Source organism: Bacillus sp. 22483 (assembly GCF_052044605.1).
In the GTDB taxonomy this organism is placed as follows: domain Bacteria; phylum Bacillota; class Bacilli; order Bacillales; family Bacillaceae; genus Bacillus; species Bacillus altitudinis.
In genome coordinates, this window is record NZ_JBQENU010000001.1 from 208,706 (window position 1) to 224,812 (window position 16,107).

The following is a 16,107-nucleotide window of genomic DNA, read 5'->3' on the forward strand; positions in this document are numbered from 1 at the left end:
GGCGCGGAGCGAATTTGACATTCGTGAGCACCAGCACGCAGGACTGACAAAGAATGCGAGGGTTTGTCTACACGCTGAAGCACATCGCAAGTGATGTGCTCTATCTACATTAAATGTTCATTTTTCTTGTTTGTTTTCTGTAAAAAAGCGATTGTTAGCAAGACTAAAATCACAATGGATACCAGACTTGTGAAAAGAAGCATCAGAGGTGATGTCCATCCAAGCCATTCGAATAGGAGCTGCGGCCCAAAGAAGATCACCGGAATGAGCGACACCATATTGGCTTTTAAAATGGCATTCAATAAGACAATACACAGCAGCAACAGAACAATGACGCCCCATCTTTGGCTCGAGGTCAGCACAAGTAAAGGAGTACCAAGTTTTTGGTCCAATAATTTCACTGTGATCAAGGCTGTCATCTGAAAAACACCTAATATCCAAAAGTAAAAGAATGCCCTCCTGCTTGTTTGAAAGGCAGAAGCTCTAAACATCACAATGGTCATGATCACATTGGCCACTATGATTAGCGGATAACCAATGAGTGCATACCAAGAATACGATAAACTTTGACTGATGGCATCTGCTAACATCATGTAAAAAAGAGATCCAATTAAAAAAGCACTGACAAACGGAACCCAGTCTTTATGATTTCTAGAAAGCTCTTTCACTAGCTCGTCAGCAAAGCCCCGTGGATCTCCGCCAAATACATCTTCCCCTGTTTTCCCATCTTTCTCAGCTTCGACAGCGTGTGTCGTTAATTCATCCATCACTTCGTCGATCTCGTCCTGATTTTTCCCTTTTGATATGAGATAGAGTTGCAGCTCTAATAAGATGTGTCTCGTTTCTTTTGTTACCATCTTCTCACTTCCCTTTATGTAATAATCGCTCTACATTCCCTGACAGCTCATTCCATCGCATGGTAAAATCCGTCAGCGCTTCTTCGCCTCTTTGTGTGAGCGTATAGTATTTCCTTTTCGGCCCGCTCGCCGATGCTTTTGTGGACGTATGAACCAGTTGTTCTTTTTGCATGCGCAGCAAGATCGGATAAATACTACCTTCACTAATTTGATCAAACCCATAGTGAGCAAGCTTCTTTGTCATTTCATAGCCATAAATTTCACCTTCAGAAATAATCGACAGCAGGCATCCCTCTAAAATTCCTTTTAGCATTTGTGTTGATTGTGTCATCATCGATCCTCCGCTTTCAGTACCTTGCATGACAAGATAGTTTGATCTTACCACACACTATCTTGCCATGCAAGATACCGGCTCAGAAAAAAATCACCGCTTAAAGGGTGATTTTTACGCCCAAGGCTTATCCGTCCCAAGTGCGTCAGCCAAAGCTTTACTATGCTTCCGGCGGCTTTTTCTTTCCTCTGCCCGCTGCTTCGCTGTTTGATGAAGCATGATTTCTTCCTCTGTTTCCGGCATGACTTGTGGAACTCGTTTTGGCTTCCCGTTTTCATCAAGCGAGACAAAGGTAAGAAATGAAGTTGCTGCGAGTCTGCGCTCTCCAGACATCAAGTTTTCCTTAATGACTTTGACGAATACTTCCATAGAAGATGTGCCGACCCATGTCACATAAGATTCTAAGCAGACGGACTCTTTCTGTCCAATCGGCTCTAAAAAATCAACTGAATCCATTGATGCGGTGACTGTTTCACTACGGCTGTGTCTTGCTGCCGAAATGGAAGCAATGTCATCTATATAACTCATTAATTTCCCGCCAAATAACGTTTGGTGGTTATTCGTATCGAGGGGGAATACCCTGCTGGTTTTCACAACTTTTGATTCCTTGCAGTATTTGAAATTTTCTTCACTCATCGTCATAGCTCCTTCTTGCTGTTTTCGTTGATGCGGAACGACTTTTATTAAACACTATTCTATTAGGTTTGTCTAAACTTTTTGCTTTAGTCTCTCATGAGAGATTTTCTTTCGGAAATGTTTCAACATTTACTAGAAGGAGGAATAATATAACTATCGATAAACAAGGAGGCCCTTTGATGGATTCTATGAAATCAGAGAAAGTGTATAAAACGCCGCAATGTATGAGTGAATATGATGATTTACAAGAAGTCCTCTTATGCAGTCCAATTTATATGGAAATTAAACAGATCATCAATGAAACCCAAAAGCATTTTGCAAGAGAAAATATTTCTCAAATCAAAGCCCTCACGCAGCATAAGCAATTCATCCAAACGCTGAAAAACCATCATGTCCGGCCTGTCCTTCTTCCTGCAAATGAACGTTTCCCTGAACAAGTCTTCACTCGGGATATTGGATTTACAATTGGACAGACTTTATTTGTTTCAAACATGGCAGCCCCTGTCAGACAAGGAGAAGAACATTCCTTAAAAGAATGGGCACAGACAAAAGGATGGACAACCATCACGCTGGATGATGGAACGATTGAAGGCGGCGATGTGCTTATAGACCAAACCCGTGTATTTGTGGGGATCAGCAAAAGAACAAATATAGCCGCCATCCAGCAGCTCAAAAAAGAACTGCCGAATCACGACATCATTCCTATTCATCTTCCTTCTCACATTTTGCATCTTGATTGTGTGATGAATATTCTTTCTCATCATGAGATCTTGATTTACCCTGAAGCTTTTACGGAAAAGGATCTTCATATGCTCAAAAAGCATTATGATCTCATTGAAATAAGTGAGCAAGAGCAGTTCACACTTGGACCAAATGTGTTGTCCATTGGACAGAAAAAAGTCATCAGCTTACCAATCAACCAAGAAACAAATGCTGCATTAACAGCCCGCGGCTACACCGTCATTGAAGTAGATTTTTCAGAAATCATTAAATCCGGTGGCTCTATTAGATGCTGTACATTACCTATTAGGCGGTCATAAAAGCCAAAAAGCCAGCTTGTCTACTCGCTGGCTTTTTAAATGCTTACCTTCTTCCCTCTATCTATTTCCTATCATATAAATGACAAGCCACTTCATGCCCTTCTTCGACTGCTTGTAATACTGGCTTTTTGTCCGCACATACATCCATTGCAGCAGGACATCTTGTCCGAAATACGCAGCCGCTTGGCGGATTCACTGGACTTGGAATTTCTCCCTTTAAAATAAACCGCTTGCGTTTATCTTCCACATCAGGATCTGGAATCGGGATAGCAGACAGCAATGCTTGTGTATATGGATGAAGCGGTGTTTTATATAAAGCATCACTGCTGGTCATCTCCACGAGATGTCCTAAGTACATGACACCGATTCGATCGCTAATATATTTGACCATCGATAAATCATGGGCAATAAATAAAAACGTCAATCCTTCTTCTTTTTGCAGTTTTTTCAGTAAATTCACGACCTGAGCTTGAACGGATACATCTAGTGCAGAAATCGGCTCATCTGCCACGATAAACTTTGGCGATAATGCGAGTGCTCTAGCAATCCCTATTCTTTGCCTTTGTCCTCCGCTGAATTCGTGAGGATAGCGTGTAGCAAAATCATGACTTAGCCCCACCGCTTCAAGCAGTTCCTTCACACGCTCGAGTCTTTTCTTTTGACTGCCATACAATTGGTGGATCTCCATCGGTTCTAGCATAATATCTTTTACAGAGAGCCTAGGATTTAAAGAAGAATACGGATCTTGAAACACCATTTGAATTTGCCTATTGAAATCAAATGATTCTCGGTTCGATAAGTGATGGAGACTTTTCCCTTCATACAAAGCTTCACCTTCTGTCGGGTCATAAAGGCGCATGAGCACTTTTCCAAGTGTAGATTTACCGCAGCCTGACTCACCAACAAGACCAAAGGTTTCGCCTTGTTTCAGCTGAAAGGTGACACCATCTAATGCTTTTAACGTTCTTCCTTTCGATAGATGAAAATGCTTTTTTAAGTTGTTGACTTGCAGAAGTGGTTCACTTCCCATCACATCTCCCCCTCTCAGCTTTCAAATACCGCCTAGTTCCTGCCCACTCCTGTTCATATGAAGTACCAGAAAGAGAAAGGAGTTCAATCTGTCTGCCCGTTTTAGGCGAGTGAAGCATCATGCCATCTCCAGCATACATCCCTACATGGCGAACTGCTCCCTTCCCATTGTCATTGGCAAAAAACATGAGATCACCTGGCGCCAAATGGTTTGATGCGACTGGGGTTCCTTGAACTGCTTGGTCACTTGCGTCTCTCGGTAATAAACATCCACACGCTTTGTACATACTGTAAACAAAACCCGAACAGTCGTAGCCATAGCTGCTCATGCCGCCCCACAAATATGACAGTCCAATAAATTGTTTTCCTATGGCTAAGACATCCTTACCGCTCATAGAAGAAGGTGATGAAGCACGGCGCACATCTTCTTTTTTGATTTCTCTTCTTCCTACTGGAGTCAGAACATCAAAGGAATCGCTCATTTCTTCAACAGGTGCTAGTTCTGTTAAAAAACTAACCTCCATATCCGGTGTTCCGTTTTGATATAAAACCGCTTTTTTCTGACAAACAATCAAGGGACTAGCAGGTGGTTCACTCTCTGATACTTCATTTAATTGCTCTACAGGAATATAACCTGGATAGCCTTGCGGGTGTTTTCGGCTTGCCTGCTGCGGGATGACAACTTTCATCCAGCCATCTGTCTCCTCCAGCCCAATGACTCGTTCGCCAAGCAGTACTTGGGTTTGAATAAGGTTTTCTTCACATAAGGCCAATTTCTGTTCATATGTTTGCTCATCAATCCATTCTTTGATCTGGACGGAACTTTGAAGAACGTGTCGATCCATTTCTCTCGGCGACTGCGGTGCTGTCCATATATTTGCGACTGGAACCTTTGATTCATATAACATCATAAGACCCCTTTCACTCTTTGAATGCCTAACCCATGATGCGGTGGAAAGAGAATATCTTTTCCTTGATAGATAATTCCTCCGTCTATTAAGTCCTCTTTTAGCATAAGCGGCGCATCAAAATCGTAACGGGTAATATTCGGTTGGCTTGCAGCAAGATGAGCGGCTGCGGTAATCCCTAGTTTTGATTCGATCATACTGCCAACCATGCACTTGACGCCGTATGCTTCTGCTAAACTATTGATTTTCAACGCTTTTTTGATACCGCCTGTTTTCATTAATTTTAAGTTGATGAGATCACAGCTTCTCGTTTCTAACATCTTGATGGCATCATGGAGGCTAAAAATACTTTCATCTGCCATAATTAATGTGTCTGTTGCTTCCGTCACCCGGCGCAGACCCTCGATGTCTTCTTTAGGCACTGGCTGCTCGACTAGTTCAATATCAAGTGCCTCCATTTTTCGAATGGCGACAATCGCTTCCTTCCATGTCCAGCCTTGGTTGGCGTCAAGCCTGATTTGAATATCCGGCCCGACTTTTTCTCGAATCCGTTTGATCCTCTGAATATCCGTATCTATATCATCTTTTCCCACTTTGATCTTTAAGGTACGAAAGCCTTCAGCTGCATATTGCTTCGCATCCTCTGCCATTTCTAGCGGACGGTTGACACTAACCGTGTAATCCGTTTCCAGCTGATCACGATAACCACCAAGATATTGATAAAGCGGCAGGCCAGCCTGCTTCGCTAAACCATCGTAAATCGCCATATCTATTGCAGCCTTTGCACTCGTGTTTCCTACAAGTACAAGGTCGATCGCTGAAAAGATTTGTTCATATTGTGACAATGAGGCCCCAATCAAGATCGGCCTCATCACAGCGCAAATAGCATAGTCGATGCTTTCCAGTGTTTCACCTGTAATGACCGATGTCGGGACTGCCTCTCCATAGCTGACATCGCCTTGATCATAGGTGATGATCAAAATAAGAGATGCGGCGTCATACACCGTTCTTAATGCTGTTTTGAAAGGCTTCTTTAGCGGTACATTCTTTCTGCATGTGCGAACATCTACGATTTTCATTTGATCGCCTCTTTCGCTGCAACACCTGGGGAAATATGAAGTTTTTTCCCTGTAGCATCTAATGTTGCGTGCACGCCGATTGGAATGGCGAAGTTTGGAGATGAATGACCGATCCGAAAACCACCAAGTGCAGGTTTCTGTTGCGGAACAATATACGTCTCCCATAACTGATCGAGCGTTAACGACTGCTCTTTCTTTTTCGGCTCACATTGATGAAAATCACCAATGATAAATCCAGCCGCATCACGTAATTTTCCTGCAGAGGCTAGGTGCTGCATCATTCGATCGATTTTATATGGTTCTTCGTCAATATCTTCTATCAATAAAAGCTTCCCCTTTGTATCAATTTCAAAAGGTGTACCAAGTGTCGTGACAATAAGGGCAAGATTTCCTCCGGTGATTTCGCCTGAAGCCGTGCCATGATAAAAAGTGTGAAGAGGTGACAGGTGGTTCGTATACGAAATGGCTTTCGGAGTGAATAGCTGTAAAAAGGTATCCTTTGTATACGGATGAACCTCCTCAAGTCCCACATCAGAGGAGAGCATTGGACCATGAAAGGTCACAAGACCCGTCTGCTGCTGAATCGCTGTATGTAAAAACGTAATATCACTGTATCCCCAAAAAATTTTGGGGTTCCGGCGAATGAGGTCATAATCAATGGCTTCTGCAATTCTTCCTGTTCCGTATCCTCCGCAAGCACAAATCACTGCCTTCACGTCTGGATCTTGAAACATGTGATGAATATCTTCCACTCGTTCATGATCATGACCTGCTAAATAACCATACCGGGAGTCGATATACTTCCCCTTTTTCACCTTTAGCCCTAAGCTTTCTAAAAAAGAAATACCTCTTGCTAATTTCAGCTCATCAGGCGGGCTTGCTGGTGCAATGATTCCCACTGTATCTCCTGTTTGAAGTGCCACTGGCAGATGGTTCATGCCAATCCCCTCTTTCTCTTCGTTTCTTTCAATCTATGGGCATCTTCTTCATAACATGAACGAATAAAGGAACAGACGCTTTTTTCAAAGCGTCCCGTTCTCTCATTTTTTCATTTACTCTCCATCTACCTGTGCCCATTTCAAATCAATGTAACCAACAGGATGACGGACAATGCCCTTTACGCCTTCTTTTTGTAAATAGACTTGGTTATAAAAATGAATGGGAATGATCGGTGCTTCTTCCATGAGAAGTGCCTCGGCATCATGCAGCATACGATTTCTCTTTTGTTCATCTGCTTCTTGACTCGCCTTTTTGATCAGCTGATCATACGTATCATTTGACCAACCTGTCCGGTTCATCGCATTTCCTGTTTGGAAGCTCTCTAAGAAATTGATTGGGTCTGCATAGTCAGCTAGAAATGAACTTTGCGAGAATTGGAATTTGAGTGCCTTTTGATCTTCTGCAAACACATTTGCTTCCATGTTTGCAAGCTTCACATCTACCCCTAGCGCTTCTTTTAATTGCTGCTGAATGGCTTCTGCTTTTTTCTTATTTTCAGGCTTTGTACTATATGTTAATGTGACGGGCGGCAGCTTTGAATAGTTCTCTTCTTTCAACCCTTTTTCTAATAGTTTTACAGCTTCACTCGTATCATGTTTGACAAGATCGCCGCCAGCTTCTCTGAAATCTTCACCATTTGAATCTAAAATTCCTGGTGAAACGAAGGCACGTGCTGGCTTCTCTTCATTTTTCGTCACATACTCTACAATATCCTGAGGATTGATCGCCATTTGAAAGGCTTTGCGAATGTTCTTATTTTGAAAAGGCTCCATGTTGACATTTAGACGATAAAAAAACAGCCCTGCTTGATCCTCAATTTGCACATCTTTGCTTTTTAACAGGTCTTCACTTTGTTCTGCCGGAACGAAGGCCGTATCTAAATCTCCTGATTGATACATTTGATAATCTGTGTTTCGATCACTGATCATGAGCCATTTCACTTGGTCTAGCTTGACCGTTTGTTTGTCCCAATACGTGTCACTTTTTTCCATTGTAAAGCTTTCATCATGCTTCCACTCTGTCAGCTTAAACGGTCCATTGCCGACAAAGGTTTTCGCATCCTTGGCCCAGTTCGGGTCCTTTTCTGCTACCTTCTCATTCACTGGGAAAAAGGCAGGGTTTGCCGTCATATTTAAGAAAGATTTCTGCGGGTATGCTAGCTTGACCTCTAGCGTTTGATCATTAACAGCCTTGACTTTTACATCTTCTTTCTTCCCTTTTCCGCTGTTAAACGCTTCGCCCCCTTCAATCATATAAGCTAAGAATGCCGCAGAAGAGCCCGTCTTTGGATCTAGCAGCCGCTTCCACGCATATTCAAAGTCACTTGCTTTGACTGGATCACCATTTGACCACTTAATCCCATCCCTTAAATGGAACGTGTACGTTTTTCCGTCCTTTGAGATGTCCCATTTTTCCGCCATGGCAGCAGATGGTTCGTGCTTCTCATTCAGTCTCGTTAATCCTTCCATTAAGTTATTGAGCCCTTGCCAGGACACATTATTAAAACCAATGGGCGGATCAAATGATGTCGGTTCGTTTTCGTTATTTAATGTTAAAACTTTCTCTTCACCCTTGCTTGAAGATCCTTTGCCTGCTTGCTCATTGGCTGTACATCCTGCAAGCAGCATCACTGTGATAAAGCACATACTGAGAATCCAACCTGTTTTTCTCATGAAAAACTCCCCCTTTGTGTTGAAGATAAAACCGTTTGCTTCGCTCGTTCATCTTGAAGCCAGCAATGTACTGCATGTGTAGGTGAACGCTGCGTTTCATGCGGCATAATATGATCACACACTTTCATCGCAGACGGACATCGATCGGTATATGGACAACCTTTTGGCGGAGCAAATAAATCTGGCGGGCTTCCTTCAATAGGAATGAGTTCATCTTTCATATCCAGCCTTGGAACGGATTGCAGCAGCCCTTTTGTATAGGGATGCTGTGGATTGTAAAAGATATCTCGCCTTGTCCCAACTTCAACGATTTTCCCCCCGTACATGACAGCCACTCGATCAGCGACTTGTGCTACGACCCCTAGGTCATGTGTGATTAAAATAATCGTCACGCCTGTTTTTTTCTGAATCTCTTTAAATAGTTCTAAAATCTGCGCCTGTATGGTGACATCTAGTGCAGTTGTCGGTTCATCTGCAATCAGCACCTTCGGCTCACAAATAAGAGCCATTGCAATCATGAGCCGCTGCCTCATGCCGCCGCTGAATTGATGCGGATATTGCTTCAGCCTCTCTTTCGGCTGCGGTATCCCCACCAAATCAAGCATACGAAGCGCCTCTTCTTTCACTTCTTTTTTTGTCAGCTTCTGATGCACTTTTGCAGCCTCCATCAGCTGATCTCCAATTGTCAGCGTCGGGTTGAGTGCCGTCATAGGATCTTGAAAAATCATGGAGATATTGACACCACGTATGCTTCGCATGTCTTTTCCAGATAATGACAGCAAGTTGCGATCACGAAACCAAATTTCCCCTTGATCGACTTGTGCGCTGTATGCAGGGAGAAGCCGCATGATACTTTGAGACGTCACACTTTTTCCGCAGCCTGATTCTCCGACAATGGCGAGGGTTTCTTTTTCATACACATCCACATTCACCCCGCGTACCGCTTGAACAGAACCGCCATATGTCCGAAAGCTAACATGCAGATCGATAATCCGAAGCATTTTTTTCATCACGCCATCACCTCTTCATCTTCGGATCAAGCGCATCTTGCAAGCCATCACCTAAATTATTAAAGCAAAACATCGTCAGCGAAATAAAAAATGCCGGAAAGAATAAACGCCACCAGTGACCATTATCTGACAGCACTGTTGGCAAGGCATCATTGGCCATCACACCCCAGCTTGCAAACGGCGCTTGAATCCCTAAACCAAGAAAACTTAAGAACGCTTCAGCAAAGATCGCTGTCGGTACAGTTAGCGTCATCTGGACAATAATCGGTCCCATCGTATTCGGCAGTAAATTTCTGCGGATGATGCGCAAACTTTTTGCGCCAAAGGTTTTCGAGGCAAGGACATATTCTTGGCTTTTCAGCTGAAGGACTTGACCTCTCACGATTCTTGCCATCCCGATCCATCCTGTGACAGTGAGCGCCACAATAATAGTCACAAGCCCAGGCCCCATCAGAACCATCAATAAAATGACGACGAGTAAATACGGCAGACCGTAAAGCACCTCGACGATCCGCATCATGACATGGTCATACTTCCCGCCTTTATAGCCTGCAATACCGCCATAGATGACACCGATTGCAAAATCAATGAGAGCGGCCATGACGCCCACAAATAACGAAATGCGTGCGCCGTACCAAGTACGTGTAAACACATCACGTCCAAGTTCATCTGTTCCAAACCAGTGAGCAGCTGACGGTGGCAAGTTTTGCATGGAAAGCCGCTGTTCTGTCACACTATTCGGTGCAAGGAGTGGGCCTAATACAGCCATGACGAAAAGAAAAATCAGCACCGATAAACTAAACATAGCGAGTTTATTTTGTTTTAACCGTCGCCAAGTATCTGCCCAATACGAAAGTGAAGGTCTTTTAATGGCATGGACTTCAGATGTCTTTTGTTCTTTAGGAGCAAACCATTCATCTGGCACTTCATGCGCTTGATTCGTTTGATCATGCTGAAGGTGTATACTCATGCCTTTCCTCCTTTCTGATGCAGCTGGATCCTTGGATCAAGCAGACGATATGTCACATCTACAATGAAAAGAAGGGTAATTAAGATGATACTGTAAAAAACAGTGGTTCCCATGATGACAGGATAGTCACGGTTGTTAATACTCTCGACAAAATATTTTCCCATTCCTGGGATCGCAAATATTTTTTCAATCACAAAACTGCCTGTTAAAATACTTGCGACAAGTGTGCCAAGGATCGTGACAACAGGTAAAAGCGCATTCCGCAGGGCATGTTTAAACACAATTTTATAAGGGGAGAGTCCTTTCGCTTTTGCAGTTCGAATATAGTCCTGCGACAGCACTTCAATCATGCTCGATCTCGTTAACCGGGCAATGATCGCCATTGGACCTACCGCCAGTGCAATGGTAGGAAGCACCATATGCATTGGACTTGTCCACATTGCTGTAGGAAAGAGCTTTACATTCACAGCAAGCTGCTGAATTAATAAGGTAGCAAAGATAAAGTTTGGTATGGATATACCGAAAACAGCAATCGTCATGGCGATATAATCAATCAAGCCATTATGCCGGAGGGCAGCCATGATTCCGAGCAAGATGCCGGAGATGACAGCAATCAAAATAGAGATAAGACCAAGTTCTAATGAGACTGGAAAACCTCTCGCCAATAAATCATTGACACTTTCAGAAGGCTTTTTAATGGAAGGACCAAAATCAAAAGTAACGATGGATTTTAAATAGATCATATATTGAACATAGAGTGGTTCGTCTAAGTGATAGTAGCTTTCGAGGTTTCGCTGGACAGTTTCGTTTGTATTTCGTTCTTCATTGAAGGGCGATCCTGGGATGACCTTCATTAAAATAAACGTTAACGTCGTAATCGTTAAAATCGTGGCAATCATCGCAATCAAACGCTTGAGCAAAAAGCTGGTCATCTGCCGTCTCCCCCTCGCTTAACAAAATGTTGTACGTGCGGCAAGCTCTGTCATGACAAGCATTGCTTGGTAGGCCTCTAATATATTCTCTGCTTGATACGTCACCGTTGTTGTCCCTTCGATGATGGCCGTACCCGGCATTAAATTCGCCCATTCGGCTTGTCCATAATTGGCAAACTCAATCTTCAGCAGCGGTTGATCAGGAGGCGTCAGCGGCTTGATGTGATGAATCTCTTTCATTGCGACTTCCACTTGCTGAGAGATTAGTTGGTTGACTTTGGCAGGAGTAAGACATTTCACAGCAGATCTTGAAATGGTTTCTTTCACCGCCACTGTTTTTACGCCAGGCATTAACTTTTCTGCTTCAAGTGCCGCTTGATCGTCTCCGCATACAAGAATGACTGGAACACCATAATACCCTGCGACATACGCATTAAAGCCCATTTCACCAACTGGATGATCATTTATGTAAAAATGTCTGACACCAAAAATCATACTGTGCGACATCACACCTTTCATTGATGCCCTTGCATGATAGCCTAAAAAAACAGCGGCATCATACGTTTGATCTAATCCTTGAACCATTGAATAAGGCTTTACATCCCCTGATATGAGAGATGCTTCCTCATGCAAATCTTCAATCAACAAATTATTCATTTTAGAATGGCTATCATTCACTAAAATCTCGGTCGCCCCATGTGTAAGAAGAGCTTCTACACAGGCGTTCACTTCACCTGTCATGATTTTTCTCCCGCGCTCATAATTGTGCTGGCGGCTATCAACAAATGTATGATCAGCTAGACCAGTAATTCCCTCCATATCGACTGATACATAGAGCTTCATCCCCATCCCCCTTTAATTAAACTTAAAATTTGTGTATATTTTTCTAAATTTTCTAAAAAATTATATGAGAACTTGATTGATTTTTCAATACAATGTCTGAAAATAAGGAAATTAGACTCAGGTAATACAGGTCAAAAGCATTGATGATAAAGGATTTATTTGACAGAAAAAACACCACTAGCTATGTCTTTAGTGGTGTTTGTCTGCTTCATCGATTTGCGATTTTAGCTGCGCATATTTTTTCATCGTTTGTGTAAACAAGTCATCGAACATTTGCGGCGCCTGCTGCTGGATGACTGCAGCGCCTTCTCCTGTAATCCCGCCTTTTGTTGCGACCCTGTTCACCGTTTCAGCAAATGTCAGTCCGCGTTCAACAAGAACTTGTCCTGTACCGAGCAGCGCATATGTTAAAAATTCATAGGCTTCTTCTAAAGAAAGCTCACTATTTCGAACAGCAGCTCTCGCCATTTCTTCAAAGATTGCTGCAATAAAGCCCGGAGAAGAGCTTGTCAAATTACTCGCCGCATCAAACCGGTCCTCTTCCACTTCCCTGACGATACTAAAAGCTGAAAGCAGGCGGTGGAGTCGTTCTTGTGCCTCCTGTCCAGTGGTTTCACCATGCGCCACAAGGGATACACCCGTCCCTACGGCTGATGTCAAAGTGGGAATGTATCTAGAAACCGGCTGATTCGTATGTTGCATTAATTTATCTAACGTGACAGCCGCTGCCACTGATACGATATGAAGAGATGTCTTTGCGGGGCTCAGCTGATCTAAGACATCAAGTACAGCAAGTGGTGGTACACAAACAAACACGACATCACATGATGCAGAGATGTCATCTAAAGAGCAAATGTTGACATGCTGGTTCTTCTCTTTCAGCTCTTGTAGCCGCTCCGTTTCACTTCTTGTATGGATCATAAACTGACTGGCATGAAGTACTCCTTTGTCCAGCCATTTTTGTACCATCATATCTGCCATGCTTCCATATCCAATGATTCCAATAGTCTCCACAGTTTAATCTCCTCTATTTTGCTTAGATTCACTACTTATTTTAACAATTTCCCACAATGTTTTCATTTTTATCCCACACTTTTTTCTTACGATAAAGTCAGTATCCACCACATACGGTCAATCACCTTACACACATACATGTAAAAATCGATGAAAGAGAGTGATCTTGATGACACATCACAAAGATGAAAAACACACTTCTTATGAATTACAAACCATTGAACAGCCGAAAAAAAAGAAGAAGCCAAGTGGCTGGCTGAAGCCATTTGTCAGCGGGATTGTAGGAGGTACGTTAGCGTTAGGTTTTTACGTTCTAACTCCATATGCTCAGCATTCAGAAAATAGTTCAACTGATTCGTCAACGAAAACAGCCGCTGTATCGACAAATGATACAAGTACAAATTCGTCAAAAACAACAGCGTCACAAACATCGAATTCGACCAGCAGTATTTCAAGTATGGTCGAAAACGTATCACCAGCCATTGTCGGCATTACAAACTATCAAACACAAAGTCAAACAACCACAGATTTTGGCGATATGAACACACCTTTTGATGGATCACAGCAAAATCAAAACAGCAGCAGTCAAGAGCAAGAAAGCGGTACCGGATCAGGGGTTATTTTTAAAAAATCCGGCAGTAAAGCCTATGTATTAACAAACAACCATGTGATTGAAGGAGCAAGTAAATTAACAGTCTCCTTGCATAATGGCAAGACAGTGGAAGGAAAAGTAGTCGGCTCTGATCCGCTAACTGATCTTGCTGTCGTGGAAATTAGTAGCAGTGGCGTTACAAAAGTCGCTGAACTTGGAGACTCCTCATCCCTTCGTGCAGGAGAAACCGTCATCGCAATCGGAAACCCGCTTGGTGAAGATTTATCAAGAACAGTGACACAAGGAATTGTCAGCGGTGTCGATCGAACAGTTTCTATGGATACATCAGCTGGCGAAAGCAGTATTAATGTCATTCAAACAGATGCCGCCATTAACCCCGGTAACAGCGGCGGACCGCTTTTAACAACAGACGGAAAGGTTGTGGGGATCACCAGTATGAAAATTTCTGAAACAGGTGTGGAAGGTATCGGATTTGCGCTCCCAATCAATGATGTCAAACCAATTGCAGAACAGCTTCTCACAAAAGGAAAAATCGAACGGCCTTATATCGGTATCAGCATGCTGGATCTCGAACAAGTACCAGATGCTTATCAGAAGGAAACGCTTGGACTGACAAGCAGTCAACTGGATAAAGGCGTGTATGTAAAAGAAATCGCTGCTGGCTCACCTGCTGCAAAAGCTGGATTAAAGGCAGAGGATGTCATCACCGCCATCAATGGCAAAAAAGTGACAACCGGCAGTGAATTACGCCACGAGCTTTACACGAATGCAAAAGTAGGAGATACCATCAGCATCACACTTGTTCGTAATGGAAAAGAAGAAACAAAACAAGTGACATTAACACAATCTGAATCAAAGCAAGTCAGTTCTTAACGAAAAAAGCAGCTCATAAAAATTGAGCTGCTTTTTTCATGTTCACTTGATTGGGACCAATCTTTGTTCAATTTCTGCTCGTTTGTGCTCTAAAAATGGTGGAAGTGCTAATTGATCACCAAGTTCATCCACGCTTTCATCCACTGTAAATCCCGGACCGTCTGTTGAGATTTCAAACAAAATGCCGTTTGGCTCTCTAAAATATAGGGCTTTAAAATAAAACCGTTCTACAACACCAGAGTTGGTGAAACCGGCTTTGGCTATTTTATCATGCCATTTTTCAAGCTCTTCTGCGTCCGCTACACGAAAGGCTACGTGATGAACACTCCCTCTGCCAGATCGCTCAGCAGGTCCTTCTACTTTTTCAATGACATGAATCTCTGTTCCAGCTCCGCCCTGTCCTGATTCAAAAATCGTCACGATTTCCCCATCATTTGATTGTTCACGTGCTTTTTCTGTGAAACCAAGGATGCTCGTTAACACACTGATCGTTTTATCTGCTTCTGCGACTGTTAATTCTACTGGTCCCAAACCTCTGATCGCAAAATCAGCAGGAATCTCATCATGCACTGGCGGCTTCGCTCCATCTTGCACGCTTGGTTCTACAGTCAAAAACAGCTGCTGTCCTTCTGGATCTGTAAATTTCAAGGCAGGTCTGCCGCCTCTTAAAGAAGCTGTTTCTTTCTTTACACCTTTTTCTTCAAAGCGCTTTTCCCAAAAGGTGAGTGCTTCTTCTGAAGTGACAATCAGACCTGTGCGTGAGATCGCATTTGTTCCGTCCAGCCGGCGGGCGAGCATCGGTATTTCAAAAAACGTCAGCTCTGTACCAGGTGAGGCGACCTCATCTCCATAAAATAGATGATACATCGATGGATCATCTTGATTGACTGTTTTTTTCACCAGTTTTAAGCCAAGGATTTGGCGGTAGAAATCAACGTTTTTCTGAGCATTTGCTGTTAGTGCTGATACGTGGTGAATCCCATTTATTTTCATCGTGTTCACTCCTATTATAAAATATCTCGAATTCGAGATAATATCCTTATGAATAAAATAGGTCATTTTAGAAGAAAAGTCAACCATTCGGCTGCATCTTTATTGGACGTTCGGCTTTCGCCTATTAAATTAACATTACATCAAAAATATTCTTATATTGTTCGCTTTTAAGATAACATTCATCCTAATATCTCCAATAAACGAACACTTTTAAATACAAATACGAAAATCAGAAAATTTTTTTAATTCTTGTTTTCCTAAAATCGTATTACAATGAACAAAATACATGTCACAGTAACGTACGAAA

General features: G+C 42.8%; 16 protein-coding genes. 2 read left to right on the forward strand and 14 right to left on the reverse strand.

The features are described 5' to 3' along the window. Positions 1-104: 104 nt before the first annotated feature. From ACTJJQ_RS01065 to ACTJJQ_RS01075, 3 genes are all read right to left on the reverse strand, one after another. Positions 105-857 (reverse strand): HAAS domain-containing protein, encoded by a 753-nt coding sequence (locus tag ACTJJQ_RS01065; protein ID WP_440599878.1) that lies wholly within the window; start codon positions 855-857, stop codon positions 105-107. 4 nt (positions 858-861) lie between these two features. Then, on the reverse strand, positions 862-1,188 hold the full coding sequence (locus ACTJJQ_RS01070) for a PadR family transcriptional regulator (RefSeq protein WP_017367090.1): 327 nt from the start codon (positions 1,186-1,188) through the stop codon (positions 862-864). 114 nt (positions 1,189-1,302) lie between these two features. After that, positions 1,303-1,824, reverse strand: coding sequence for an acyl-CoA thioesterase (locus ACTJJQ_RS01075; RefSeq protein WP_008346212.1), 522 nt, complete (start codon positions 1,822-1,824; stop codon positions 1,303-1,305). Between the two features lie 179 nt (positions 1,825-2,003). Between ACTJJQ_RS01075 and ACTJJQ_RS01080 the strand changes: the two genes are divergently transcribed. Then, the gene (locus tag ACTJJQ_RS01080) at positions 2,004-2,864 is read left to right on the forward strand and encodes a dimethylarginine dimethylaminohydrolase family protein (protein ID WP_440599879.1); all 861 of its coding nucleotides are present in this window, start codon (positions 2,004-2,006) and stop codon (positions 2,862-2,864) included. Positions 2,865-2,925: 61 nt separating this feature from the next. On the opposite strand, the gene ACTJJQ_RS01085 is transcribed toward ACTJJQ_RS01080, so the two are convergent. From ACTJJQ_RS01085 to proG, 10 genes are all read right to left on the reverse strand, one after another. Next, the gene (locus ACTJJQ_RS01085; RefSeq protein WP_008346217.1) at positions 2,926-3,894 is read right to left on the reverse strand and encodes an ABC transporter ATP-binding protein; all 969 of its coding nucleotides are present in this window, start codon (positions 3,892-3,894) and stop codon (positions 2,926-2,928) included. Beyond that, the gene (locus tag ACTJJQ_RS01090) at positions 3,884-4,801 is read right to left on the reverse strand and encodes a C40 family peptidase (protein ID WP_039168729.1); all 918 of its coding nucleotides are present in this window, start codon (positions 4,799-4,801) and stop codon (positions 3,884-3,886) included. The genes ACTJJQ_RS01085 and ACTJJQ_RS01090 overlap by 11 nt, the downstream gene beginning before the upstream one ends. Further along, on the reverse strand, positions 4,801-5,880 hold the full coding sequence (locus ACTJJQ_RS01095) for a dipeptide epimerase (protein ID WP_440599880.1): 1,080 nt from the start codon (positions 5,878-5,880) through the stop codon (positions 4,801-4,803). Before ACTJJQ_RS01095 ends, ACTJJQ_RS01090 begins: the two co-directional genes overlap by 1 nt. Then, the gene (locus ACTJJQ_RS01100; protein ID WP_060832268.1) at positions 5,877-6,818 is read right to left on the reverse strand and encodes a S66 peptidase family protein; all 942 of its coding nucleotides are present in this window, start codon (positions 6,816-6,818) and stop codon (positions 5,877-5,879) included. Before ACTJJQ_RS01100 ends, ACTJJQ_RS01095 begins: the two co-directional genes overlap by 4 nt. Positions 6,819-6,932: 114 nt before the next feature. Next, positions 6,933-8,552 carry a peptide ABC transporter substrate-binding protein gene (locus ACTJJQ_RS01105; protein WP_159145616.1) on the reverse strand — a complete coding sequence of 540 codons (1,620 nt, stop codon included), beginning with the start codon at positions 8,550-8,552 and terminating at the stop codon, positions 6,933-6,935. Next, positions 8,549-9,562, reverse strand: a complete 1,014-nt coding sequence (locus ACTJJQ_RS01110; RefSeq protein ID WP_440599881.1) for an ABC transporter ATP-binding protein — start codon at positions 9,560-9,562, stop codon at positions 8,549-8,551. Before ACTJJQ_RS01110 ends, ACTJJQ_RS01105 begins: the two co-directional genes overlap by 4 nt. Positions 9,563-9,569: 7 nt before the next feature. After that, positions 9,570-10,532, reverse strand: coding sequence for an ABC transporter permease (locus ACTJJQ_RS01115; RefSeq protein ID WP_024719611.1), 963 nt, complete (start codon positions 10,530-10,532; stop codon positions 9,570-9,572). Continuing rightward, complete coding sequence (locus tag ACTJJQ_RS01120; protein ID WP_048001639.1) at positions 10,529-11,464, reverse strand: ABC transporter permease; 936 nt, start codon at positions 11,462-11,464, stop codon at positions 10,529-10,531. The genes ACTJJQ_RS01115 and ACTJJQ_RS01120 overlap by 4 nt, the downstream gene beginning before the upstream one ends. 18 nt (positions 11,465-11,482) lie before the next feature. Further along, positions 11,483-12,307: a M55 family metallopeptidase gene (locus tag ACTJJQ_RS01125; RefSeq protein ID WP_061418779.1), complete on the reverse strand. Its 825-nt coding sequence runs from the start codon at positions 12,305-12,307 to the stop codon at positions 11,483-11,485. A gap of 189 nt (positions 12,308-12,496) precedes the next feature. Next, positions 12,497-13,321, reverse strand: a complete 825-nt coding sequence (proG, locus tag ACTJJQ_RS01130; RefSeq protein ID WP_041507414.1) for a pyrroline-5-carboxylate reductase ProG — start codon at positions 13,319-13,321, stop codon at positions 12,497-12,499. Between the two features lie 169 nt (positions 13,322-13,490). On the opposite strand from proG, the gene ACTJJQ_RS01135 reads away from it, so the two are divergent. Beyond that, on the forward strand, positions 13,491-14,807 hold the full coding sequence (locus tag ACTJJQ_RS01135; protein ID WP_440599882.1) for a S1C family serine protease: 1,317 nt from the start codon (positions 13,491-13,493) through the stop codon (positions 14,805-14,807). Between the two features lie 42 nt (positions 14,808-14,849). On the opposite strand, the gene ACTJJQ_RS01140 is transcribed toward ACTJJQ_RS01135, so the two are convergent. Then, positions 14,850-15,800: a ring-cleaving dioxygenase gene (locus tag ACTJJQ_RS01140; protein ID WP_440599883.1), complete on the reverse strand. Its 951-nt coding sequence runs from the start codon at positions 15,798-15,800 to the stop codon at positions 14,850-14,852. Positions 15,801-16,107 lie beyond the last annotated feature (307 nt).